The sequence below is a fragment of the Rhizobium sp. FY34 genome (genome assembly GCF_005222845.1).
GTDB lineage: Bacteria > Pseudomonadota > Alphaproteobacteria > Rhizobiales > Rhizobiaceae > Neorhizobium.
Window position 1 is genome coordinate 40,176 of the sequence record NZ_STFZ01000011.1, and the last position, 23,177, is coordinate 63,352.

20 protein-coding genes are annotated in these 23,177 nt (G+C 59.5%); 9 read left to right on the top strand and 11 right to left on the bottom strand.

Annotation, left to right across the window (positions count from 1 at the left end):
• Nucleotides 1–39: 39 nt before the first annotated feature.
• The gene (locus E8M77_RS07345; protein ID WP_137129984.1) at nt 40–825 is read left to right on the top strand and encodes an SDR family oxidoreductase; all 786 of its coding nucleotides are present in this window, start codon (nt 40–42) and stop codon (nt 823–825) included.
• Between the two features lie 280 nt (nt 826–1,105).
• On the opposite strand, the gene dusA is transcribed toward E8M77_RS07345, so the two are convergent.
• Complete coding sequence (dusA, locus tag E8M77_RS07350) at nt 1,106–2,248, bottom strand: tRNA dihydrouridine(20/20a) synthase DusA (RefSeq protein WP_137129985.1); 1,143 nt, start codon at nt 2,246–2,248, stop codon at nt 1,106–1,108.
• 99 nt (nt 2,249–2,347) lie between these two features.
• On the opposite strand from dusA, the gene E8M77_RS07355 reads away from it, so the two are divergent.
• A complete protein-coding gene (locus E8M77_RS07355; RefSeq protein WP_205910470.1) occupies nt 2,348–3,103 on the top strand; it encodes a hypothetical protein in 756 nt (251 codons plus the stop codon).
• Between the two features lie 8 nt (nt 3,104–3,111).
• On the opposite strand, the gene E8M77_RS07360 is transcribed toward E8M77_RS07355, so the two are convergent.
• The 8 genes from E8M77_RS07360 to E8M77_RS07395 form a co-directional block, all read right to left on the bottom strand.
• A complete protein-coding gene (locus E8M77_RS07360; RefSeq protein ID WP_137129986.1) occupies nt 3,112–4,125 on the bottom strand; it encodes an aldo/keto reductase in 1,014 nt (337 codons plus the stop codon).
• 103 nt (nt 4,126–4,228) lie between these two features.
• A complete protein-coding gene (locus E8M77_RS07365) occupies nt 4,229–5,839 on the bottom strand; it encodes a carbohydrate porin (protein WP_170975779.1) in 1,611 nt (536 codons plus the stop codon).
• A 256-nt stretch (nt 5,840–6,095) separates the two neighbouring features.
• Nucleotides 6,096–7,349 carry a cytochrome P450 gene (locus E8M77_RS07370; RefSeq protein WP_170975780.1) on the bottom strand — a complete coding sequence of 418 codons (1,254 nt, stop codon included), beginning with the start codon at nt 7,347–7,349 and terminating at the stop codon, nt 6,096–6,098.
• Between the two features lie 140 nt (nt 7,350–7,489).
• Nucleotides 7,490–8,728, bottom strand: a complete 1,239-nt coding sequence (locus E8M77_RS07375) for an FAD-dependent oxidoreductase (protein ID WP_137129989.1) — start codon at nt 8,726–8,728, stop codon at nt 7,490–7,492.
• A complete protein-coding gene (locus E8M77_RS07380; protein WP_246659187.1) occupies nt 8,728–9,042 on the bottom strand; it encodes a 2Fe-2S iron-sulfur cluster-binding protein in 315 nt (104 codons plus the stop codon). Before E8M77_RS07380 ends, E8M77_RS07375 begins: the two co-directional genes overlap by 1 nt.
• Before the next feature lie 356 nt (nt 9,043–9,398).
• Nucleotides 9,399–10,274 carry an SDR family oxidoreductase gene (locus E8M77_RS07385; protein ID WP_137129991.1) on the bottom strand — a complete coding sequence of 292 codons (876 nt, stop codon included), beginning with the start codon at nt 10,272–10,274 and terminating at the stop codon, nt 9,399–9,401.
• 333 nt (nt 10,275–10,607) lie between these two features.
• Nucleotides 10,608–12,074, bottom strand: coding sequence for an aldehyde dehydrogenase family protein (locus tag E8M77_RS07390; protein WP_170975781.1), 1,467 nt, complete (start codon nt 12,072–12,074; stop codon nt 10,608–10,610).
• Between the two features lie 103 nt (nt 12,075–12,177).
• Nucleotides 12,178–13,722 (bottom strand): aldehyde dehydrogenase, encoded by a 1,545-nt coding sequence (locus E8M77_RS07395; RefSeq protein WP_246659166.1) that lies wholly within the window; start codon nt 13,720–13,722, stop codon nt 12,178–12,180.
• A 510-nt stretch (nt 13,723–14,232) separates the two neighbouring features.
• Here E8M77_RS07395 and E8M77_RS07400 point away from each other — a divergent pair.
• Genes E8M77_RS07400 through E8M77_RS07425 form a run of 6 tightly spaced genes read left to right on the top strand, consistent with a single transcriptional unit; the run spans nt 14,233 to nt 21,113 of the window.
• Nucleotides 14,233–15,366 carry a thiolase family protein gene (locus E8M77_RS07400; protein ID WP_137129993.1) on the top strand — a complete coding sequence of 378 codons (1,134 nt, stop codon included), beginning with the start codon at nt 14,233–14,235 and terminating at the stop codon, nt 15,364–15,366.
• A 4-nt stretch (nt 15,367–15,370) separates the two neighbouring features.
• A complete protein-coding gene (locus E8M77_RS07405; RefSeq protein ID WP_137129994.1) occupies nt 15,371–15,781 on the top strand; it encodes an OB-fold domain-containing protein in 411 nt (136 codons plus the stop codon).
• Nucleotides 15,781–16,560 (top strand): enoyl-CoA hydratase/isomerase family protein, encoded by a 780-nt coding sequence (locus E8M77_RS07410; protein ID WP_137129995.1) that lies wholly within the window; start codon nt 15,781–15,783, stop codon nt 16,558–16,560. Before E8M77_RS07405 ends, E8M77_RS07410 begins: the two co-directional genes overlap by 1 nt.
• Nucleotides 16,557–18,881 (top strand): CoA transferase, encoded by a 2,325-nt coding sequence (locus E8M77_RS07415; protein ID WP_170975782.1) that lies wholly within the window; start codon nt 16,557–16,559, stop codon nt 18,879–18,881. The genes E8M77_RS07410 and E8M77_RS07415 overlap by 4 nt, the downstream gene beginning before the upstream one ends.
• A 24-nt stretch (nt 18,882–18,905) precedes the next feature.
• Nucleotides 18,906–20,393 (top strand): CoA transferase, encoded by a 1,488-nt coding sequence (locus E8M77_RS07420; protein WP_137129997.1) that lies wholly within the window; start codon nt 18,906–18,908, stop codon nt 20,391–20,393.
• A gap of 42 nt (nt 20,394–20,435) precedes the next feature.
• A complete protein-coding gene (locus E8M77_RS07425) occupies nt 20,436–21,113 on the top strand; it encodes a GntR family transcriptional regulator (RefSeq protein ID WP_137129998.1) in 678 nt (225 codons plus the stop codon).
• 41 nt (nt 21,114–21,154) lie between these two features.
• On the opposite strand, the gene E8M77_RS07430 is transcribed toward E8M77_RS07425, so the two are convergent.
• Together E8M77_RS07430 and E8M77_RS07435 are read right to left on the bottom strand one after the other, a co-directional pair.
• Nucleotides 21,155–21,802 (bottom strand): TetR/AcrR family transcriptional regulator, encoded by a 648-nt coding sequence (locus E8M77_RS07430; protein WP_137129999.1) that lies wholly within the window; start codon nt 21,800–21,802, stop codon nt 21,155–21,157.
• A gap of 239 nt (nt 21,803–22,041) precedes the next feature.
• A complete protein-coding gene (locus tag E8M77_RS07435) occupies nt 22,042–22,248 on the bottom strand; it encodes a hypothetical protein (protein ID WP_137130000.1) in 207 nt (68 codons plus the stop codon).
• A 3-nt stretch (nt 22,249–22,251) separates the two neighbouring features.
• Here E8M77_RS07435 and E8M77_RS24370 point away from each other — a divergent pair, with 3 nt between their 5' ends.
• Nucleotides 22,252–22,374 (top strand): hypothetical protein, encoded by a 123-nt coding sequence (locus tag E8M77_RS24370; RefSeq protein WP_281408176.1) that lies wholly within the window; start codon nt 22,252–22,254, stop codon nt 22,372–22,374.
• Nucleotides 22,375–23,177: the final 803 nt, after the last annotated feature.

Genomic DNA, 23,177 nt, shown 5'->3' on the forward strand with positions numbered 1-23,177 from the left:
CCGACCGCTGCTTGGCTGCGCAATGGGAGGTTGGAAACCATGAGACGTTTTGCAGGCCAGACAGTGTTCGTCACGGGTGGCAATAAGGGGATCGGCGCAGGCATTGCCAAGCGCTTTGCAGAAGAAGGCGCGAAAGTCGCCATCGCTGCCATCGACAAGGACACGCCCGACACGGCATCGAAGCTTGCGGACATGACCGGCACGGAGGTGATCGGCCTTGTTCTCGACGTGACCGATGGAAAAGCTGTGCAGGACGCCTTTGGAGAGGCCGAAGCAAGACTTGGTCCCCTGTCCATCTCGGTTCAGAACGCCGGTGTCATCACCATCGCCAAGGTGGAAAACCTGACCGAGCGGGAATGGGATCTCAATCTCGACGTCAACACCAAGGGTGTGTTTCTCTGCTGCCAGGAGGCCATCCGCCGCTTTCGCGCCAGCGGCATGAAAGGCCGCCTGATCAACACCGCGTCCGGCCAGGCGCGGCAGGGCTTCATCTATACGCCGCATTATGCCGCGTCCAAATTCGGCGTCGTCGGCCTGACCCAAAGCCTTGCCAAGGAACTGGCGCGAGAGGGCATCACCGTCAACGCCATCTGCCCCGGCATCATCCACACCGAAATGTGGGACTATAACGACCGCGTCTGGGGCAAAATGCTCGGGCAATATGGGCCTGGTGAACTGATGGCCGAATGGGTAGAGGGCATCCCGATGGGGCGCGCCGGAACGCCAGCCGAGGTCGGCGCGCTCGTGGCATTTCTCGCCTCCGCCGACGCCGCCTATATCACCGGCCAGACAATCAATATCGACGGTGGCCTGATCATGTCCTGAGCACCGTATGCAGGCACAAGCAACGCAAGTGAGGTGCTGATGCAGGGCGACACAGCACGCTTGCGGTGCGGATTCTCTGGCGGGCGTGCGATTGACCGCTGCCAGGCAGCTGGCCGAACGGATTGGCGATATGGCGGTATTGGCCGTGACCTCAACCGATAGGCTCAATGCCGGCGGGACGGCAACACAGTGCGCCACAGCCTGCCAAAGCGCCACTGACGCCCGCAGCCTGTGAGCAGGCCAGCCGGGAGGACATTCAGCCGGCGCGTCTGCCGGAAACTCAGCCGGCCAGCCGGGTACCGTCGCCCGCGCCAATCCCCCGCCCCTCGCTCTGGTCAAAACCAGAGCCCTTGCCATAGCCATTGCCAGAACTGCCCGATGCGGCTTTTGCGCCGCCTGCGATATCCACGGCGGCAAAAGCTTCCGCGATCAGCTCCGGCCCGACGCCGGGCGTGGTGGCCTTCGAGGACAGGATCTGGCGATAGCGGCGCGCGCCGGCAAAACCCTGGAACAGGCCAACCATATGGCGCGTGACATGATTGAGCCGCCCGCCGGAGGCCACGACGCTCTCGGCATAGGCCATCATCCTCTCGCAGAGCGCCAGCCAGTCGAAAGGGGATGTCCCTCCCCCTTGTGGGGAGGGATCAGGGAGGGGTCTTTTGCCATAGATCGCCGAATCCACCTCCGTCAGCAGGCCGGCATTCTGATAGGCGGCGCGGCCGAGCATCACCCCGTCGACCTGGGCGAGATGCGCGAGCGCCTGGTTAAGATCGGTAATGCCGCCATTGATGCCGATGAAAACCTGCGGATTTTCGCGCTTCATCCGGGTGACGAGATCATAATCCAGCGGCGGAATATCGCGGTTTTCCTTCGGGGAAAGCCCTTGCAGCCAGGCCTTTCGCGCATGGATCCAGATCGCGTCTGCACCGGCGCCGACCATGCGGGCCAGAAAGTCCGGCAGAACCGCATCCGGCTGCTGGTCATCGACGCCGATGCGGCATTTGACGGTGACAGGCAGATCGGTTGCCCGCTTCATCGCCGAAACGCAGTCCGCCACCAGTTCCGGTGTGCGCATGAGACAGGCACCGAACGTGCCGGATTGCACCCGGTCCGAGGGGCAGCCGACATTCAGGTTAATCTCGTCATAGGCGAAATCCGCAGCGATCCTGACGGCCTCTGTGAGCTTTCTCGGGTCGGATCCGCCGAGCTGCAAGGCGACGGGATGCTCGGCCGCATGATGGCCAAGCAGCCGGTCGCGCGGCCCATGAATGATCGCATCAGCCACCACCATTTCGGTAAACAACAGCGCCCGGCCCGACAGCTGCCGGTGGAAATAGCGGCAGTGCCGATCCGTCCAGTCGATCATCGGCGCAACGGCGAAGACGGGAGCTTTGAAATAGGTATTTTGTTTTCTTACAGACACTTACAGAACCTTATTCATCTTCTCGTTTACGCTCGTTCAGTGTTTCTTGCGCCGATTATAGCACTGAATTTGGTACAAAGTACCAACTGAGGCACGGTTATGGGCACTATCACCGCACGCAAGCGCAAGGACGGCAGTACGGGCTACATGGCACGAATGCGGGTTGTGCGGGATGGTGAAGTCTATCACGAGACCGAGACCTTTGACAGACGTCCGGCGGCGGCAGCCTGGATTTCAAAGCGCGAGCGGGAACTTTCGAAACCAGGGGCAATCATCACATCAAAAAATCCCGATCCGACGACGCTGGGCAAAATCATTGATCGCTACACCGAGGAAACCGTCAAAGGGGTTGCTCGAACCAAAGCGCAGGTCCTAACGGCGATCAAGAACTACGACATCGCCAACATGCCCTGCTCATCGATTAAAGCGAAAGACATCGTTGAATTCCTGCAGTTACTCACGGCAAAGCCACAGACCGTCGGAAACTACGCCAGCCATCTCGGGGCAATCTTCGCAATCGCGCGGCCGATGTGGGGCTATCGGTTCAACGAGCAGAAGATGAAGGACGCTGTCAAGGTTGCCCGCCGAATGGGTATCATAACCCGGTCAGCGCAACGCGATCGAAGACCCACGTTGGATGAACTCGACCGGCTGATCGGGCATTTCATCGAACGGCGGAAGAAGGTCCCCCATGCCATCAAAGGGGCCGTCCAGAGGTCCCGCTCCATGACACCGGAAACCATCGCCATAATGAGCGATGATCCACTGATCCGCCTGCCAGCGGCAAGCCGACCCATTCCAGGCTCTGTCCGCAAGGCACGGCGGGCATCGAAGCTACACCACCCCATGGGATAGGATCCCACTCATTGCGCGCGGTGGTTCTCAAGTCGGTCGTCATTGCCCGAGGTCAGCAGCCGACGCGCGTATTCGGACGCAATGAATTCATGCGGAAATCCGAGATCCACCCGGCTTGCCGCTTCGAGCCTCTCCATTTGCGCCTCGTCGAGGCGGATATCAATACAGGCCAGATTGTCCCGCATCTGTTCGACGCTACTCGCGCCGATGATGGGAATGACCTTCGGATGACGGCCAAGCTGACGCAGGGCAGCCAACGCAATCTGGCCAGCGGAAACTCCCTTCTCGGCGGCAACAGTGGCAACAAGACCAGCAATTTCAATGGTTTTTGCATCGGTCCGAATGGCGCGCATACGGTCACGCGGGCCGCTGCCGGAAACAAGCGCACCGCCAGCAAGCGGCGCCCAGGCGAGAACACCCAGATCGAGCTCGGCTGCCATCGGTAAAAGATCGCGCTCTGGCGTGCGCTTGGCAAGGCTGTATTCCACCTGGATGCCAATGAATGGTGCCCATCCGCGCAGATCAGCCATCATATTGGCGCGGCTGATCTCCCAGGCGGGCATGTCCGACGCCGCGACATAGGCAACCTTGCCCGACGAAACCAGATCTTCAAAGCCGCGCATCATCTCATCGAGCGGAGTGGTGAAATCCCAGGCATGGACATAGAATAGATCTATATAGTCTGTACCAAGCCGTTTCAGGCTCTCCTCGACACAGCGTATCATCGTGCGACGGCTATTGCCGGATCGCAGTATGTCCCGTCCGTTGCTGAGCGCATATTTCGTCGCCAGCACAAAATGATCGCGATCGGCGGCAATGAATTCACCAACAATCCGTTCACTTTCACCATCGGCGTAGATGTGGGCGGTATCGAGGAAATTACCGCCCGCCTTGGCGTAGGCTTCCATGATCGCCCGGCTTGGCTCTTGCGCAATGCCCCAGTCCGTATTCCCGAAGTTCATGGTGCCAAGGCAAAGCTCCGATACGCGCAAGCCTGACCGTCCCAAGAGAGTGTAACGCATGGTCGCTCCATTGCTTTCCGATTTCTCTACCGTCGCGCGACGATAGGCGATTGAATACCTCCGCAAGCCAAACGTCCTGCGGAGGCACAGCTTGTGGCAAGGCTTAGAACGCCGTGAAGAGGCTTGCGACAATATTGAAGGACGAACCCTGACCGTCGAAATAGCTGATGCTCGGATTGTCGGTATAGGAAACGCCGATCGAAGCGAATGCACCGGGTCGGACATGAGCGGTATAGGCGGCCGAGATGGTGTTGGTATTCCGATTTGCGCCGATATTGGTGAAAGACTTGAAGCCATTGACGAAATTGGACAGGTCCGGGCTGACTTCATTGCGGCTGTAGATGACCGAGACCATGTCTGTCGGCCTGGAATCGAAGGGACCGATCCAGTAGAGACGCGCTTCATAGTTCTGATAGAAGGCGGCCGTTTCCGGCGGCGTGTACATGGCGCTGACGCCGCCATAAATGCCCCGATAGGCCGTCATTGGCGAAGACGGATCCTGCTGCCAGAGTTGCCGATCGGCCAGGAAGTAGAAGCCGTGAGAACCGGATTTGGTGCCATTCGTCGCCAGCTGCGAAAAGTCACGGAAATCCGACGTATTGTATATGGCGCCCGCCCTGATCCAGGTCGAGGGGCTGCCCGGCATGGCCGGCGTCTTGTAGCCGAATTCATTGGCAAACAAGACACGGGTACCATCGACGTCGGAACCGAAATTCAGCCCGCCGCTGCGCCCGCTATTGACCTCGTCATAGATCGGATTGCCGGTTGGACCATTGACGGGCAGGCTGCGCTGGACAACGAACTGGTTGTAGAAAGCATTGTCGATATTCCATTTCAAACGTGCGGCAGGTGCCGCCGCCGGCGAGAATGACATGCCGAGCTCGACGGGAATCGTGGCGCTGGAACCGAAGGGACTGCCGTAGTTGCCCCCGATGTTTACCCCGATCAACTCGTTGGATACCGACAGCCAGCCAACTTTCAGCTCGAGCTTATTGTCGAGCATGGGTTGATAGTAAGACAGCGTATCCAGGCGGAATGTGTCGGGGCTGAAAGCCTCGTCATCGGTCCGGGTCAGCATGGCGCTGACAGCCAGCTGGCCTCCATCAAGCCCGACCTGACCCAGATCATAGGTGAGAAAGGGATTGTAGATGCTGTAATAGGAAGGGCTCTGGCCGAAATAGGCCTGATTGCCGGCACAGATGCCGCCGAGATGATTGGCGGGTGTGCAGGCCGGAAAGGATGCAGGCACCTGACGCGGCGTATCCAGCATATTGGCCTGGAAGATCTGGCCCGACAGCATCAGGAAGCCAAAGCCGTAGTCGGCAAGCGTAGAGCGATATCCGCCGGCATCCTGCGACAGGGTATCGGCATAGGAGGGAAAATACGTGGTCCAGCCCTTATATCCATATGTCGCATCCAGCCGCCCCGGCGACAAGGGCGCGGCCGGCTTCTCAGCATCACCGCCCGCTTGGATTGCGGGCGCGGCCTTCGCTTTGGGCTTGGCTGGAGCCGACGGAACCGAGGCAGTTGTGGTGCCCTTGGCTGGCGGGGCTTTGGGCTCAGCAGTCTTTTCCTGCGCAAAGGCTGGCGTAACCAAGCCCCCGGCAATCAGGGCTGCAGCAAGGGTTCCGGTCCACGCATCTATCCGGCGCAGCCGGTATTTTACCAAGCCTTGTCTTGCGCCAAAAAATCCATTGTGATTCACATCGTTCATGCGTTCCTCCTCCAAATTATGCTTCAACCCAGGAACGGATGCATGAATGCAGCCCATCTCTCCTCCAGATGGACTTCCGGATCTCGTTCCCATCCCTTCCCCGCACCCTCAATTTCGCGGGAATACATTCGCCTGATACTCAGTCCCTGGCATTCCTGCCTCACATAGCCGCGCAGAAACGCCGGCTGGCAGCGACCCCGCCGCCAGCCACAAGCTGAACCTTGTCTGCCCTGTCAGATTGACCGGTAATCGGTGATTACGATGCGACCCGGCGCACGGGCAAAGCAGTGATCTGGTTGATGAAGACCGACCAGCCGCGCTTGGGCGTGCCATTCAGTTCAAGCTTGATCTTGCGCTTGTGGATTTCCTCCCAGAGAACGCGAAGCTCGAGATTGGCGAGATAGGCGCCAATACAGCGATGCACGCCGCTGCCGAAGGCCAGCGTATCCGTCTCGGTGCGCCAGGGATCGAACTCATCGGGATTCTTGAAGACGGCAGCATCCCGATTGGCCGATGTGAAGTAGAGAACCATCACATCGTCCTTGCGGATCTTTTCACCGGCAAAGTCCATGTCACGCGTAGCGGTGCGGGCCATTTCCATAGGCGGGCTGATCATCCGGACGAATTCATCCACGGCGCGCGAGGCAATGCCTTCTCGGATGGCGCGTTCCGTGCGTTCCGCAACAGTCGGATTTTCGAGATACATGCGCATCGATTGCCCGATTGCGGTGTGGGTCGTCTCGAATCCGGCCACCATCATCAGGAACATCCAGTTGAAAAACTCGCTTTGCGTTAGTTCGCCACGATCGACGCAGGCGCCAAGTTCGGTGAACATGTCGTCTGCCGGATGTTCCCGCTTGATCTTCTGGATCTTTTCCGCATAGGGCATCACCTCCATCATGACCTTGTGAAGACCTCTGATCATGTGCGTGCCTTCGGGCAGGTTGACGGTCTCCTGCAAGGCCTCGAACGTCATCAGCGCCCATTTGACCAGTTGATCTTCATCTTCGCGCGGCGTGCCGAGAACACGCGCAACGACCCTTGCCGGAACGGTGCGCGCGACTTCTTCCACGTAGTCGAACTCATCAAGGGTCTCGAGACGGTCGAGCACATCATTGACGATGTCACGCACCCATGGCTCGAAATTGGCAACCACGCGGGGGCCAAATCCCTTGGCCGCTGCGCGGCGCAAGTGGCTGTGGCGCGGCGGGTCGGTCATCATCAGGTTGTCAGCGCTCATGCCGGCAACCTCGGGTGACTGGTTCATCCCCGGATAGGAGCCGCCACGGGTCGACGTGAAGGCGTCGGTATCCTTTTCCACGGCGAGAATATCGGCAAAGCGCGTCACGGCCCAGAAACCGCCATTGGCCGTGCCCAGATTGGTCGGCTGCCAGTACAGACCGGGCAGCGCCCGCATCCGGGCAAAGGCCTCGTGCGGCACCGCCTCGACAAAGCTGCGCGGATCAGTCAGGTCCGGAAACTCGACATCCATCTTTTCATGTATTCCCATAGCATTACTCCTCCAAAATGCGCCGCAACGCGACATTCAATCAACCGGTTGGTTGCTTCATAATGCAGGAAACGGACCCTCCTCGGTCGCGATGTCCCCTACATTCCCAAAACGTATTCGAGATCCTCAGCAGGATCGGCTTATCCGGCTTTCAGAAAGCTGCGCGGATTGGAATTCGGATCGGCAAGAAGAACCGGATCGACCACAGCACCATTGGCGATCAATTTCTTGGCCACGGCAAAATCTGCAGGGCTTCCCACCACATCGGCGGCGCTCAAGACACCCTTGCGCAGGTAATAGACCGTGAGTTTGCGGCCTTCGCTCACATCTCCGCGCACCACGACTTCGTCATCCGGGGCCGAAAGACCAACCACCTGCATCTTCACGTCATACTGATCGGACCAGAACCAGGGAATGCACATGAAACGGGTCGGCGTTCCCAGCAGCGTTGCTGCGAGCGTTCGGGCCTGCTCGGCGGCATTGGGAACGGATTCGATGCGCCGCAGGGTTCCGCTCAACGTATCGGGAAAGCGTGCCACATCGCCGATGGCGTAGATATGCGGATCGGGTGTGCGCAGATAGTCATCAACCAGGATACCATTGTCCACGCCAAGGCCGGCCTGCTCGGCAAGAGACGTGTTCGGGATGAGGCCGATGCCCACGACGAGAATGTCCACATCAAGCCGCTCCCCATCGCCCAGCACCAAAGCACTGACATCACCACCAGCATCGGTCACATACTCGGACACTGTGCTCTGCAGCTTGATCTGCACGCCTTCTTCGGCATGAATGCGCTGGAAGAAGTCAGACACCGGTGGGCAGGTGACGCGCGCCAGAACGCGGTTGGTAGCCTCGATCAGCGTCACCTCAAGGCCCGCACGCCTTGCGACCGAGGCGATCTCCAGGCCGATATAGCCACCGCCGACAATGGCGAGGCGAATGCCGGAATGAAAGCGCTGCCTCAGCCTGTCCACATCCTCAAGCGTGCGGATGTAAAAGACGTTCAATGCGTTTGCCAGTTCCGGATTCGGCAGACGCCGTGGTGAACCGCCGGTGGCCAGGACAAGGTCGCTATACGCAATCGTCTCGCCGTCTTTCAAGGATACCGTCTTTGCGTCTCTGTCGATACAATCGACTTCAACACTCAGACGAACCGTTACACCCTGCTGCGCATACATGCTCGCATCGCGGATCAGGAGGTCTGCGGTACCGCAGTGCCCCAGCAGATAGGCCTTCGACAACGGAGGACGCGAATAGGGATATTGCGCCTCCCGCCCCAGAAGCGTGATCTGGCCGAGATAGCCCAGGGAGCGAAGCGAGGCCGCAAGTTCGGCGCCTGCCTGCCCGGCGCCAACGATGACGACATTGTCCTGTTGCATCACCGTTGTATCCTTGGAATATGGATGACGATGCCATCCGTTTCACGACCACAATAGATCTGGCAGCAAAGGCGGCTGAATTCGGTCGGCTCTTCGGCGGTAACAGCCAGCATGTCATCTTCGGCAGCTGTCTTGGTTGGCACCGACTGGGCCCAGGCTGCATCGACAAAGACATGACAGGTCGCGCAGGACAAATCGCCGCCGCATTCCCCGATGATGCCAGAAACGAGATTGCTCGTTGCGACGCGCATCACCGATTGCCCATCACTGCCCTCATGCTCTTCCCGACGACCGTCCGGATGTACAAATACCACTTTCGCCAAATGACCCTCCCGTCATGCAATTCAACTCGTTACACCTGCAGGCCGCTATCCTTTGAGACGACCGGTATCCTGCTTAGTCTGCTCCCCTGTCCTGCCCGACACCTCCCCCTCAAGGGAAAGACCAGGCCGCTCAAACGGCCACGCCCCTCACAAACCTCGAAATCCACTCAATCATGTCGACCAACTGATCCCGAGAGGCGCCGTCCTGCTGATCTCCCGCCTTGTGGGGGAGATGTCCTGCAGGACAGAGGAAGCTGCATTCACACGTCAAACCCTTATGCTCTTTGGTCGGGATTGCCTGTCATGCTTTCACTGCTTGTCATAAGATATCAGGTCGCCTGCGCGCCCTATCGTGCGGCGGCCAGATGGGCAAACGGACACTTGCCCGGATCACCGCCCGCGCCGTGATGCGCCAGATCCTGCAATTCGGATGCCAGCGGCTGCTCGAACTCCGCAACCATTTTTCGGGCCCGCTCCAGGGCAAAAGCCCGGCTGACCGGATTGGTCACGATCGTGTCCTTGCCAGCCAGAAGGCCGTCCCAGGCCAGGCGCGCCACAAGAACGGTCTCTTGCGCAAAGGGATCGATCGCGGCTGCAAATTCGGGCGACGACGCAATTGCCGCCTGGATTCTTTCCGTTCGCACCCAACCCGGCGCCAGAAGCGAAACGCCGACGTCATAGGATTGAAAGTCACGCCGCGCCACATCCGTCAGACCGAGAACCGCATACTTGGAGGCCGTATAGGGGCTGATCGGCATCACATGCGGAGGAACACCCAGGGAATGCTCCGAACCGACATTCAAGATCGCGGCAAAATGCCCTTGAGCCGCTTCGGCCTTGATCACATCGGCAAATGCGCGGATGCCATTGAAGACACCCAGGATACCGATGTCGAAAATCCGCTTCACGGCAAGCGGATCAGCAATATCCAGCGGGGCAGACCCCTCGCCCACCGCCGCATTGTTGACGATGACATTGACACGACCGTAAGCATCGACTGCCTGCCGGGCCAGTTCCGCCATGCTGTCGAAGCTTGCGACATCGACCTCGACAGCGATTGCCTGCCCGCCCGATTGCCTGATCGTTTGGACCGTGTCGCTTGCGTCGGAAATATCCGCTGCCACGATCGCCGCGCCGCGTCTTGCTGCCTCCAGTGCCAGAGCACGCCCTATGCCGGTCGCTGCCCCCGTAACCACCACAACGGAATGTGCCAGAGTATGCATGCCAGTCCCTCCCAGAACCTGTTGCAAAACCGGGAAATGCCGCTCCTCTAGCAGTGCCCCGGATAGCAATTGTTAATATTGGTAGATCAGATAGTATCGCTCGTCAACCAACCAGTCTGTTGAAAATTGAAGCTGAAAAGCCACTTCGCAAGTTTCATTTCAGATTTTTTTCACATATTTTCCCGTGGCTTAAGGAGAATCGTACCGCCTTTTTCAAGCCTCCAGGAACACGATATAGCGCATTACGAAGGCCTTACCTTCGCAAGTATATCCACGCGTTGGTGGGCACGACCATCATGACACGGCGCGATATTCATACCACCGCCCACATATTCAGCAGCTGAACACCGCCTTTGTTTCCAGGTAAGCTTCCAGCCCCACAGCACCATGCTCGTAACCATAGCCGGATTGCTTGAAGCCGCCGAAAGGCACGCCGTAATCCATGTAGCCGCCATTGTTGACATAGACATTGCCGGCCTCGATCTGCTCGACGAAACGCTCCACCGTCGCGGTGTTTTGTGACCAGATGTAGGAGGCAAGACCATATTCCGAAGCGTTCAGTTCCGGCATCAGCGCATCCAGATCATCGAAGGGCTGGGCACAGACGACGGGACCGAATATCTCCTCCTGCATCACACGCATATCCCTGGTCGCGCCGGTAATCAGGGTCGGCGGTAAGAAATAACCTGGCCGGTTCACAGGCTCGCCGCCGAAGGCGATTGTCGCGCCTTGCGCACGACCGGATTCGACAAGCTCCAATACGCGATTGAGATGCCGCTGCGAGACGAGCGGCCCCATCATCGTGTCAGCATCCTTCGCATCACCGATCTTGATATGCTGAATGACCGCCTTGATGCGCTCGACAACCTCATCGTAAATGCTGCTGTGGATGTAGAGGCGCGTACCGGCAACGCAGGCTTGGCCGCTATTGACGAACATCACTGAGGCTGCCGCCTGCGCTGCCTTTTCCAGATCGGCATCCGGGAAAATCACCAGCGGCGACTTGCCGCCAAGCTCGAGCGTCAGCCTCTTCAGATTGCCGGCAGAGGCTTCGACCACTTTCTTGGCCGTCACACCCGAACCGGTAAACGAGATTTTGCGGATCAGCGGATGGGCCGCAATGGCAGCGCCAGCCTCGGCATCGCCAGTGACGATATTCACAACGCCGGCCGGCACGCCCGCCTCTTCGATCAATTCGGCAAGCCGCAGGGTGGAAAGCGGCGTTTCCAGTGCGGGTTTCAGAACGATGCTGCAACCTGCTGCAAGGGCCGGCGCAATCTTCCAGGCCGCCGCCATCAATGGGAAGTTCCATGGGGTAATCAGCCCGACAACCCCGATCGGCTGCTTTCGCGTATGCGCAAACATTCGCACACCGGACGAAGAAACATCGCCGGCCTGACCCGTGATCTTCGACGTCCAGCCGGCATAATAGCGGAAACTCTCAGCAGCCTTTGTCACCAAATACTGGCAGAAATACCGTGCCGAACCCAGATTGGAGATCTCCATCTCCAGAAGTTCAGCGCCATGCAGCTCGACCAGATCGGCGATCCGCCAGAGGATGCGCGCCTTCTCATCTGCAGTCTTCGAACGCCAGATGCGGCTTTCGAATGTGGCCGACGCTGTAGCAACCGCCATGTCCACCTCGGCATGGCCCGCGACCGACGACTGGGCGATCGGTTCGCCGCTTGCCGGGTTGACGATATCGACCGTCTTGCCGGACGCCGCCAAGACCTTGCGTCCGCCGATCCACATCGGAAGAATGCCATTCTGATCGTCGACTACCGATATCTTGTCCAACATGTCACTCTCCAGAACATAAAACAGGCTTGCGTCAATGCCTTGTCCGGCGCACCAGCGCGCCGGATGCTGGCCATCGGTTCGATGACCTTTGGGGTGAGACAACTCACGACTGCGCGTCGGTGTTGATCCAGACGCTCTTGGATTCGGTATACTGATCAAGCGCGTGCAGACCCATTTCGCGTCCGACCCCGCTTGCCTTGAAGCCGCCGAACGGAATGACATGCCCACCCATGCGATAGGTATTGACCCAGACCGTTCCGGCGCGGATCTTCTTGATCATCCGATGGGCAAGCGACAGGTTCTGAGTCCAGACGCCGGAGGCCAGACCAAAAATCGTATCATTCGCCAGCGTTACCGCTTCCTGCTCGTCATCGAACGGCATGACCATCGCGACGGGGCCGAAGATTTCCTCTCGCACGAGACGGGAAGCTTTCGGCGGATCGGCATAGACTGTCGGCGAAACGAACAGACCCGGACGGTCCAACCGTACACCGCCTGCCGCAAGGTTGAGGTTCTCGCCCCTGGCAATGTCGAAATAGCTGGTGACCTTCGCCATCTGGGCGCGCGAGGACAGCGGGCCGATCTCGGTATCGGCGGCCAGCGGATCTCCCATGCGAAAGGCATTTGCCCTTTGCGACAAGCGCTCAAGGAATTCATTGTAGACACCGCGCTGCACAAGCACCCGCGAACCGGCATTGCAGGCCTGGCCGGCTGCCGCAAAGATGCCGCCGATGACACCATTGATGGCAGACGACAGGTTGGCATCGTTGAAGACGATGTTCGGCGACTTGCCGCCCAGTTCCAGCGACACGCGCGCCTGGCGCTCGGCGGCAATCTTGGCAATCGCCACGCCGGTCTGGGTCGAGCCGGTGAAGGCGATCTTGTCGACATCCGGGTGCTGCACAAGTGCCTGCCCCGTTGCGCCCGCGCCGGTTATGATATTGACGACACCGGCAGGGATGCCCGCCTTCTCGATCAACTCGCCCAGCATCAGCGTCGAGACCGGGGTTACCTCCGATGGTTTGATGACGATGGTATTGCCAGCCGCAAGCGCGGGGAACAGCTTCCAGCCCAGCAGGACCAGCGGGTTGTTCCACGGCGTGATAGCTGCCACAACACCGATCGGCTCGCGGCGGGTATAGGCCGTGAAATTCGGAATGCTCGGCTCGACGGTGTAACCATGCGTCATTTCACCCAGCGCGCCGAAGAAATGCGAATCGCTGGCCACCGCACGGGTGCTCGGCACCATTTCCGTCATCAGCTTGCCGTTTTCGCGAACCTGGGCCAGCGCCAGCGCCTCGACATTATCCTCGATCAACTGCCCAAGCCTGCGCAGCGCCGCAAAACGGGCCGCCGGCGGCGCATTCGACCAGATGCCGCTGTCAAAAGCGCGTCTGGCAGAAGATACCGCATGATCGACATCCGATACGGTTGCAACCGGAACTTCAGCCCATTCCTGCTCCGAATAAGGATCAAGGCAGCTAAGCGTCGCCTGGTCGGAGGCCGCCACCCATTTGCCGTCGATGAGCATATTCTTGCGGACCAAAGGCTGACCCGCCCACGTGTTCCGGAGACCTTCATACATCAGATATTCCTCCCGACAGCCATCCTCGCTGCCCAATGCCTGTTCGTAGGTAAGGAGGTTCATCGGCTCGCTCCTCCGACACAGCGCCTCCCCTCGCTATATCCGAACCGTCAATTGGCACGTCATTTTTGTATGACGATAAATTCGTAACGCAGTATCCGATTGCCGTCAACCGCTTCAAAATCTTTTTAGAGTCACTCTCGATATACGGGCACGCACATCCTGGCCCCAACCCGAGCACAAAGAGGTTTAGATCCATAAATAACTGATATTTATTGCTATATTAGGTAGATGGCGCAATTCTGAACCCACAAACACACCGATTTCTCGTGTAAAAACTTCTCCCAATCGCCGACGCTTGACAGGATATTCGTATGGCTGTAGCGATATTTTCGTCATACGGAAACTTCATCTGACGTTTCCGGGGAGGATGGCGCGACAACAGACTGACGGGCTTTTGGCGACGAGACCACAGGGTCCTCGCGCAGGCTCGATGCACGTCAATCAGGAACGTCGCGACCAAAACGCGGCAGGGATCTGCGGATTCCTCTGCAAATCGGCGAGGAGGCTTACATGAGTTCAAAGAGACAGGTGGCGGTCGTCGGGGTCGGGCAAACCGATTTCGGCGCGCTTTACGCCCAAAAGGATGCCCGGCGGAACGAAACCGCTCTCGGCATAGAAGCGCTGAAGGCCGCGCTGGATGATGCGGGTCTACACAAGAACGAAGTCGACGGTCTGATCACGTCGCGCATCGAATATGCGGCATCGGCCGATGCCATGGGCTTCAAGTCGCTGCGCTATGTCAACGGCCTGGAAGGCTCCGGCCGCATGAGCGGCGTATCCTTTCAAATGGCCACGACATTGATCGAGACAGGACAGGCCGATGTGGTGGCCTGCGTCTACGGCAATAACGGTCGCTCGGTGCAGATGAAATATGGCGGCTATGTCGGCACGCCCACGATGCAGTATGACGGCATATACGGGATGACGTCGCCGGGCGCTTCTCTGGCGCACATGTATCGGCGCTATCAGCATCTCTACAATGCGCCGGACAATGCGCTTGCCAATATTGCGATCAACAATCGCAACAATGCGCTTCTCAACCCCGTGGCTGTGATGCGCGAAGCGTTGACGGAAGATCAGTATATGGCATCGCGCTATATTGCCGAGCCGCTTCGCCTGTTTGACTATTGCATCATCAATGACGGCGGCGTGGCCGTTATTCTGGCCTCGATGGACCGCGCCAAGGACCTTGCCAAGCGCCCGGTTCGCGTCGCCGCCAAGGCCGCGGCAACAACGATCAGCAACTTCTATTCCGATACCAACCTGTTTTACGACATCTGCCAGGATGTCGGCGGACGCGTTTACGGCGAAAGCGGTCTTCAACCGAAAGACATGGACTGCGCGCAGATTTACGACAATTTCACGCCCACCGTCCTCTTCAGCCTTGAAGGTTTCGACTATGCCCCGAGAGGCGAAGCCTGGCGCTGGGCAAGCCTCGACCGGATCGGTCTCACAGGCGAAATGCCGATCAACACGGCCGGTGGCCACACCGCCGAAAGCTATATGCAGGGCTGGGGACACCATGTCGAAGCCGTTCGCCAGATACGTGGCGAGGCCGGCGCGCGCCAGATCCCCAATTGCAACATCGTCCAATACATGTGCGCATCACCGATCGTGTCGTCGCACATCCTGATCGGGGAGTGATGCCATGGACACCGCAAAGCTTATCCAGATGATGCCCGAAATCACCGACGGCAATCGCGGCTTTTGGGAAGGAACGCTCGCCGGCGAGTTGCGCCTGCAATATGGCACATCCGGCATTCCGCAATTCCCCGATTATCCCGTGGATCGGGTCTCGCTGGAGCCTGGCCTTGAATGGCGCAAAGTCAGCGGCCGCGCCAAGCTGTGGTCGTGGATCGTCATGCACCAGAAATACTTCCCGGCCTTTGCCGATGAAGGTCCCTATCTCGTTGCCTTCGTTCAGCTCGAGGAAGGTCCATTCATGATGTCCACCATCGTCGATCCGCCTGAAAACCTGCACTGCGACATGAATCTTGAAGTGGTTTTCGAACAGTTGAGCGACGAGCGCGCAATCCCCAAGTTCAAGGTGGTGAAGTGATGGACGCAACCAGCGAAACCCCGATCCTCGTCGAACATTTCGATGATGGTCTGACAAAGATCACCTTCAACCGCCCCAACCAGCGCAATGCCATGAACCGCGCCTCGCGCGTCGGCATCATCAAGGCGCTGGACGAATGCCGCGAGACCGCCAAGGTGATCCTCATCACCGGCACAGGCTCGGCCTTTTGCGCCGGCGTCGATATCAAGGAAGGCCAGGTCAGCTCTGGCGACGCCGAACTGGACCGCCGCTCCAACTGGGCCGAAGTGCAGGAAGAACTGCGTGGCCACCCGGCCATCATCATCGCCGCCGTCAATGGCTTTGCACTGGGCGGCGGCCTCACCCTCGTCAATGTCGCCGATCTGGCGATTGCCGCAGACGAAGCCACCTTCGGCATGCCGGAGATCGGCTTTAATATGTATGCCGCAATGGCCGGCCCCTCGACGCAGCTGCGGGTGAGCAACAAGCGGGCCGCCTGGCTGCTGCTCACCGGCGAACGGATCGACGGCCAGAAGGCCGCCGATTGGGGCCTCATAAACCGCTCTGTTCCCGCAGCAGCGCTTGAAGAGGAAGCCATGGCCTTGGCGCGTCGTCTGGCCAAGGTCGATATCGAATGCCTGCGTGCCTGCAAACGTATGCTGTGGAAGGTTCCATCCGAAGTCTCGGAATGGTCCGCAGCCATTGCGCTGGGAGAAGCGACAGTTCCCCCGCTGATGGCCCGCAGCAAGGAACTGGCAAGGATCAGGGAAGGCAGCGCCAGTCCCGGAACGCCGTCATGACAGGCCGCTCCAACACATTGCGCGTCGTGGAGGTTTCCTCCACGATTGCGCCGGCCGTTTGCGGGCGTCTGCTCGCTGCACTCGGCCATCACGTGGTGCAATTTGGCCCCAGACAATGCCCGGCATTTCAGGAGGGTCCTTTCACCTATGTCGCCTTTCATGCAGGCAAGGCCACGCATGATCTTGCCATAGACGCCACTCTCGCCAGCAGGATCATCGCGGAATGCGCCTCAGCCGATATTCTGCTCCTCGACCTGACGCCGACAGAGGCAAGCGCGCTCGGCCTTGAACCGGCCCGCCTTGCAAGCCTCTACCCGTCTCTCGTCATCGTATCGCTCACCGCCTTCGGCCTTGAGGGGCGTTTTGCCGACCTTCCCGCCGACAGCATGCTGGCCGAAGCCTATGGCGGCCTGATGAGCATGATCGGCGAACCGGGTGCGCCGCCCTTGAAGCTTGGCGGCAACCAGGCGGAAAATGCCTCAGCCTGGATCGGCCTTTACGGCGCCATGCTGGCAATCCTGAAGCGGGAGGTGAACGGCAGCGGTGATATCGTCGAGGTCTCAAGCGCCGACGTGGTTGCCTATATGGACTGGAAGAGCGATGTCGCCTTCCAGACATCCGGCACGGCACCGACGCGCAGCGGCTCATCCATGGGTGCCTGGCGCATTCTGCCTGCCACGGATGGCTGGGTGGGCGTGATCTATCAGCTCGACCAGTGGCAGGCGATTGTTCAGCTGCTTGGCGATGAACGGCTGGCCGATCCCGCCTTGAACAGTGCAGCAGAGCGCAACCGACGCGCGGATGAAGTCTGGACGGTCCTTGCCGAATGGGTCAGCACCCGCAGTGCCCAGGACATCTATCACCAGTCGCAGGCGCTGGGGCTGCCTTTCGGCTATGCAGCGGACCTCGCCACATTGCTGAGTGATGCGCAATTCATCGATCGCGGTTTTGTGCTGAACCCAGAGGAGCGACGCCAAAGCGAACCCGTTGTCCGCCTGCCCTTCCGGGAGACGCCTGCCACCAGCACGAAAAGCTGGAAACCTGCGTCCACACTCGGGAAGGGTCCGCTATCCGGGCTGGTCGTCGTTGATTTCGGCATTATCACCGCCGGTGCTGCGACCTCACGGCTTCTGGCAGACTACGGCGCAACCGTCATCAAGGTGGAATCCGTTAGCCGCCCTGATCCCTTCCGCCAATGGGGCAATAATGGCGAAGGCAAAGCCCCGCCGGAATCGCCGGTCTTTGCGTCCAACAATGCCGGCAAGATCGGTCTCAACGTTGACATGAAGACGCCACATGGCCGCAAGATCGTCCAGGAATTGTGTGCCCGTGCCCATATCGTCGTCGAGAACTATCGGATCGGAGTGACGCAAAGGCTCGGCGTGGACCCGGAAAGTCTGAGCAAGCTCAACCCCAATCTGATCTACCTGTCGCTTTCAAGCCAGGGACAAAGCGGACCGGAAGCCGGCTACAGTTCCTATGGCTCGACGCTGGACCTGATATCCGGCCTTGCGGCGATGACCGGATACCGGCAAGGGCCACCGCTTTGGACAACGCTTGCCGTGAACTACCCCGATCAGGTGATCTCGCTTGCCGGGGCGGCACTCATCGCCCATGGTCTCGTCACCGGTCGTGCCGGCGTGCATATCGACGTATCCCAGAGAGAAGTCGTAGCCTGGACGCTGGCGCCAAGCCTTGCCGAGGTGGCCTTTGACGCCAAGGAACCCGTTCGCGATGGCAACCGCCTGCGCGGCAAGGTTCCACATGATACCTATCCCTGCAAAGTGGAAGGCACATGGATTGCGATTGCCTGCAGCACGCCCGCGCACAGGCAAGCGCTCGCCGACGTGATCACCGACCTTGCCAATCTACCGTCCTCTGACGCTTGGTTCGACAGTCAATCAGCCATTGATGCGATCATCGCTCGGTGGTCTCAGGCTTTGACGGTCGAACAGGCCATCGATCTGCTTCTGGATGCCGGGGTTCCGGCCGTGCCGGTGCGAACGGCGGCAGACCGGGCAGAGGATGTCGATCTTGAGAAACGCCGAGTGATCCTGAAGGGCGAAAGTTGGCTGAAGGGTTTTCCCATGCGCCTGCATGGGTATACACCTGCTTCTCCGGCTAAGGCTCCGGCCTTGACCCGGGATATGCCCGTCGAAGAAGCCGGCTCCGATGCGATGATTGCGCGGATCGTAGATCGGTTGCTCGACATGGAATCGGCAGATGAGGCCGTGGGAGAAAGCCTCATGGAGGGAACGAGGCAAGCATCGGATAAGGCGCCGCAGTTCGATCCCCTTCTGCGAAGTCTGGTTCGGAATTGAGTTAAAGGGCTGGGAGGCTTGATCATGAACATAAAACAGGACATCGCGCGGGCCACACATGCGCATGCCTTTCTCGCCGAGATCTGGCAGGGCCTTGGCGGCGCTGCTTCTCTGGCACAAGAGGTGCAATTTACCGGTGATCGGGCACTCCCCTCACCCTTTGCCGCGACGGATCTGGCTGCTGCATCCTTTGCGGCGGCAGGATTGGCGGTTGCCGAACTGATGGGTACGGCCGGGCAAAAGACCCCGAGCGTGACCGTTGACCGCACACTTGCCAGCGGCTGGTTTCACCTGCCGCCCGGCCCTTCTCGCCTCATCGGAACGAAGCAGACAACACATGGCACCGGCCCGTGGATGACTGAATTTGCCACCGGAGACGGGCGCTGGCTGCGGGTTCAGGGATCGATGCCCACGCTTCGGCGCCGCGCGGCAGAAGCCTTGGGCGTTGCAGAAACGCCGGAGGCCTTTGCCGCTGAGATCTGCAAATATGATGCAGACGACATCGAGCAACGGCTGATCGATGCCGGAGCAGCCGTTGCCGCAAGCCGCACGTTGAACGATTGGCGCGCGCATCCGCAAGGCCAGGCGCTGCAGGCCGAACCGATCGCGCAGATCGACATCAATGCCGGCACGGCAGGCTTTCGCAGCGCCTGGAAGCCCACACCGGGGCGACCGCTTGCAGGCCTGCGCGTGCTCGACATGACGCGTGTGGTGAGCGGCCCCGTCGCCACACGGTTTCTCGCCTCCTGCGGTGCGGAAGTGCTTCGGCTCGATGCGCCCGGTTCAGACGAAAGCCAGGGCATGTTCGGCGCCGGAAACGATCTTGGACTTGGCAAGCGCTGGGCCTTCCTCGACATGAGAAGCCCCGAGGGCATGCAAAGATTTCTCGACCTCGTCTCCAGGGCAGATGTTTTGTTTCATGGCTATCGCCCCGGATCGCTGGAAAAGCTCGGCATTACCAGCGAGCGCCTCGACGAGGCACAGCCGGATCTCGTTCAGGTCCGCCTCAATGCCTATGGCTGGACTGGCCCGTGGAAAGAGCGGCGCGGCTTTGACTCTCTCGTGCAATACAGCACCGGCATCTGCAACGCGACCAGCGAATGGGCCCAGGCAGATCTTGAAAACCGCCTGCCGCTGGTGGCACTCGGGCTTGAAGTGGATGCCAGCCGGCCCCGCCACCTTCCCGTCGAGGTCCTGGATTTCGGCACGGCCTACCAGTTGGCCGCTGCCGCAATCCGCGGCCTGACCCGGCGGCTCACGACGGGGCGCGGCTCCACGGCCCGGCTGTCCTTGGCCAGAACCGCGCGGCTGCTGTACGAACAGGGCTTCGTCAGCCCGCAACCGGTCATCAAGTTACCACTGGACGGTCCATGGGAGGCAAAGGTATATGCAAGCCCCAGAGGCGCTACCGAACAGCTGGTCTCGCCACTTGCAGTTGAAGGGAACCCGTTCTACTGGGATCGGCCTTACGAAAAGGCCGGCGCTTCGGTGGCCATCTGGTCCTGCGACTGACTGCCGTCAATGGCCTTGTAAAATCGACGGGAACCCGCATCCGTGAGTGCAGAAGACCACACCGATACAGACTCGCGAAAGCTGCTGCGCGATAAGGTTGCCGACCAGTTGCGGGCAGCGATTCTTGACGGCACGCTGCTGCCTGGCCGCCGTATCACGGAAGTCGAACTGATCGAGCTGACCAAATCCAGCCGGACATCCGTGCGCGAGGCCTTGCGGGTGCTGGAGGCTCAACGGCTGGTCGAACCCTCCGTCAGGGGCGTGCAGATTTCCCTGCCGAGCATGAGCGAGGCGCGCCACATTTATGAGGTACGCGCTGTCGTCGAATCCTATACCGCGCGCCTGTTTTGCGAACGCGCACTGGATGACGACATGCGGGATCTCCGCCGGGCCTTCGAGGCCATTGGGCGCGACAGCCGCTCGCCGGTGATGACGGCCTTCGATGAGATCTTTTTCACCCGTTGCGGCAACAGCGCCATCAAAAGCGTGATCGAACCCTTGTATGCGCGCATCTTCGTGCTGCGCAACCTTGCCTCCACCTCGCCTGCACGACGGGCGGCATCAAAGGCCGAGTATTACGCGCTGCTGGAGGCCCTGGAAGACAGAAATGCCGACCGCGCGGCAGCAGCCGTGGTCAAGCACGTCGAGGCGGCACGGGATTTCGCCCTCAATGCCCTGATGGACCATCAGGACTGGCGCGTCGAAATCAAGCGTCGATAGGTTTCGGCAGATCGCGAAATGAGAGCGATCGCGCCCCACACTTAGTCTTGTGCGGTTTCCGGCACGGCCACGGGCTTTGCCTTCGCCATTGTGTCCAGCATGGCAACGAAAGTCGCATACATTTCTTCGCGCAGACCGGGATCATTGGCCTCCTTGCCGGTGATCAATTTCGTCACTTGCGGCAGAAGTTCCGGCCCGATGCTGGCAATCGTCATCATCAGCGACAGGATTTTCGGATCGACCCCCTGCGGCAGGCAGCCTTTTTCGATCTCGCGTGCAACAATCTTTGTCTGGACGTCATAGGCATTCGCCCGCAGCTGTTCGAGGCGGATCGTCTGATGCGGATGCGCGCCATATTCGATTCCCTCCCAGATGAGCAGCCGGCGCCATTTTGCGCCGGTGCGATGACCTTTGCCGGAGAAGTAGGCCGTCAGCAGGCCCTTGAAGTCAGACTCGGCAAGAGTTTCCCATGCCGGCGTCGAGCGATCGACCATGCTTTCCAGCACAGCATCGTAGAGACCGACCTTACTGCCGAAATAGTAATAGATCAGTTGCTTGTTGATGTCGGCGCGCCGGGCGATTTCATCAACACGGACCGCCGCAAATCCCCGCTTGGCGAACTCCTCCACGGCTACGCGCAGGATCTCATCCTTACTGGTCTTTACGTCCGACTTTGTACGCCCCGCCATTCACCTAGCCCTCGCATGCATGGATGCTTTCTACAGGCGCATCATGTCAGCATGCAAGGTAGGAGGCGAACGACTTATACCTAAGCGAGAACCGAGGCCAGCTTGGATCGTTTCCGGACGACGGCCCCCGAATGATACGCCGCAGTGCCACGCTGTTAGGTCCTGCCGCCGCAGCCGGCAAGACTAAGTGGGCCGACTCATGAGCAGATCAAGAACTTTCATCGTGATTGTGTGGTAAACTATTGCCTCGTCCACAGTGTCCAGCCTGCCGCGATGAACAGGATCTGGACGAAGACACGGGTCAGCGCTGCAAATGGCGGCGCAAAGACCGGGTCGGGACGAAAGAAGTCCCATAGATGCAGCGGCATATAGGCGGCGCAGAGAAGCGCATAGGCAAGGCCTGAATGCGCGCGGCCGATCTGTTTTCCGTCTGGTCGTCGATCCATGGCATGGCGAACCTCATCCTCGACGGCAAGGCGAAATATCTCTTCGATAGGGCTGACCCGCAGCGTTTTTCAGACGAGATCCTGCCCGGCCTGCTGGAACGGGCCTGGCCTTACGGCAAAGGCTGATCGTGGCTGCGCTATCCATCTCGCAGTCGAGCATATCTCTGCCCAGAGCACGCCGATTTGGTTGCATCGGCCCCAGCAAACGACCTGTAGATCTGTCCCGGAGCGTCAGCCAAGCATACAAGGTCCGTCCCTCACCTAACTGACGTCATCAGATCGACTGAGCGTCGCCCGTTCACCTCGGGCGATCGAGGGTTTGGGCGAACAGTCAGCGTAACGCCGACACGATGCTGCTCATTGTTGAAACGGAAACGCCATCATGCCGACACTCGAATTTTCAAAATTCTAGGTTCAATCAAAATGCGGTTGGTACTTGGCACATTAAAACTAGTATATCGCATTGTTATATAATACAAAAAATACACCGATCCGTCCAGTCGATCATCGGCGCAACGGCGAAGACGGGAGCTTTGAAATGGCGCATCTTCGCCTCACTCATCGGTTCCTGCAGCACAATCGTCTCCGCTTTGCCATCCATCGCATTCACGCCCGCTCTCTATCAGATAGACTGCGCATTCGGCAATGTGAGGGCAAAGGGCGTACCGGCATGGGCGGATCTCGGTCGCGGGGGCTGCACGGATCACCGACGCAAGCCGCCATACCATCAAGGATCATCTCAAGGCGCTCGTGTATAAAGGGCACCTCGTCCTCACGGTGCTGGCCGCGGCGCCTGGTACGGTCTCTCCTAGCAGAGGGGGTGTTAAGCCCACCTCAAAAGATTTCCGCCATGAGGGGAACCGAAACCACGCGTCCTCCAACCCCATCTTCCAGATCATTGAAAGACGGCCTGTGACACCAAACAGCCC

Bases quoted from the DNA above. Each gene is read 5' to 3' on its own strand.
- E8M77_RS07415 (WP_170975782.1), top strand. From the start codon at position 16,557: ATGACAGGCCGCTCCAACACATTGCGCGTCGTGGAGGTTTCCTCCACG.
- E8M77_RS07430 (WP_137129999.1), bottom strand. From the start codon at position 21,802: ATGGCGGGGCGTACAAAGTCGGACGTAAAGACCAGTAAGGATGAGATC.
- E8M77_RS07420 (WP_137129997.1), top strand. From the start codon at position 18,906: ATGAACATAAAACAGGACATCGCGCGGGCCACACATGCGCATGCCTTT.
- E8M77_RS07385 (WP_137129991.1), bottom strand. From the start codon at position 10,274: ATGCATACTCTGGCACATTCCGTTGTGGTGGTTACGGGGGCAGCGACC.
- E8M77_RS07345 (WP_137129984.1), top strand. From the start codon at position 40: ATGAGACGTTTTGCAGGCCAGACAGTGTTCGTCACGGGTGGCAATAAG.
- E8M77_RS07400 (WP_137129993.1), top strand. From the start codon at position 14,233: ATGAGTTCAAAGAGACAGGTGGCGGTCGTCGGGGTCGGGCAAACCGAT.
- E8M77_RS07365 (WP_170975779.1), bottom strand. From the start codon at position 5,839: ATGAACGATGTGAATCACAATGGATTTTTTGGCGCAAGACAAGGCTTG.
- E8M77_RS07405 (WP_137129994.1), top strand. From the start codon at position 15,371: ATGGACACCGCAAAGCTTATCCAGATGATGCCCGAAATCACCGACGGC.
- E8M77_RS07390 (WP_170975781.1), bottom strand. From the start codon at position 12,074: ATGTTGGACAAGATATCGGTAGTCGACGATCAGAATGGCATTCTTCCG.
- E8M77_RS07395 (WP_246659166.1), bottom strand. From the start codon at position 13,722: ATGAACCTCCTTACCTACGAACAGGCATTGGGCAGCGAGGATGGCTGT.
- E8M77_RS07360 (WP_137129986.1), bottom strand. From the start codon at position 4,125: ATGCGTTACACTCTCTTGGGACGGTCAGGCTTGCGCGTATCGGAGCTT.
- E8M77_RS07410 (WP_137129995.1), top strand. From the start codon at position 15,781: ATGGACGCAACCAGCGAAACCCCGATCCTCGTCGAACATTTCGATGAT.
- E8M77_RS24370 (WP_281408176.1), top strand. From the start codon at position 22,252: ATGGCGAACCTCATCCTCGACGGCAAGGCGAAATATCTCTTCGATAGG.
- E8M77_RS07375 (WP_137129989.1), bottom strand. From the start codon at position 8,728: ATGCAACAGGACAATGTCGTCATCGTTGGCGCCGGGCAGGCAGGCGCC.
- E8M77_RS07435 (WP_137130000.1), bottom strand. From the start codon at position 22,248: ATGGATCGACGACCAGACGGAAAACAGATCGGCCGCGCGCATTCAGGC.
- E8M77_RS07355 (WP_205910470.1), top strand. From the start codon at position 2,348: ATGGGCACTATCACCGCACGCAAGCGCAAGGACGGCAGTACGGGCTAC.
- E8M77_RS07370 (WP_170975780.1), bottom strand. From the start codon at position 7,349: ATGGGAATACATGAAAAGATGGATGTCGAGTTTCCGGACCTGACTGAT.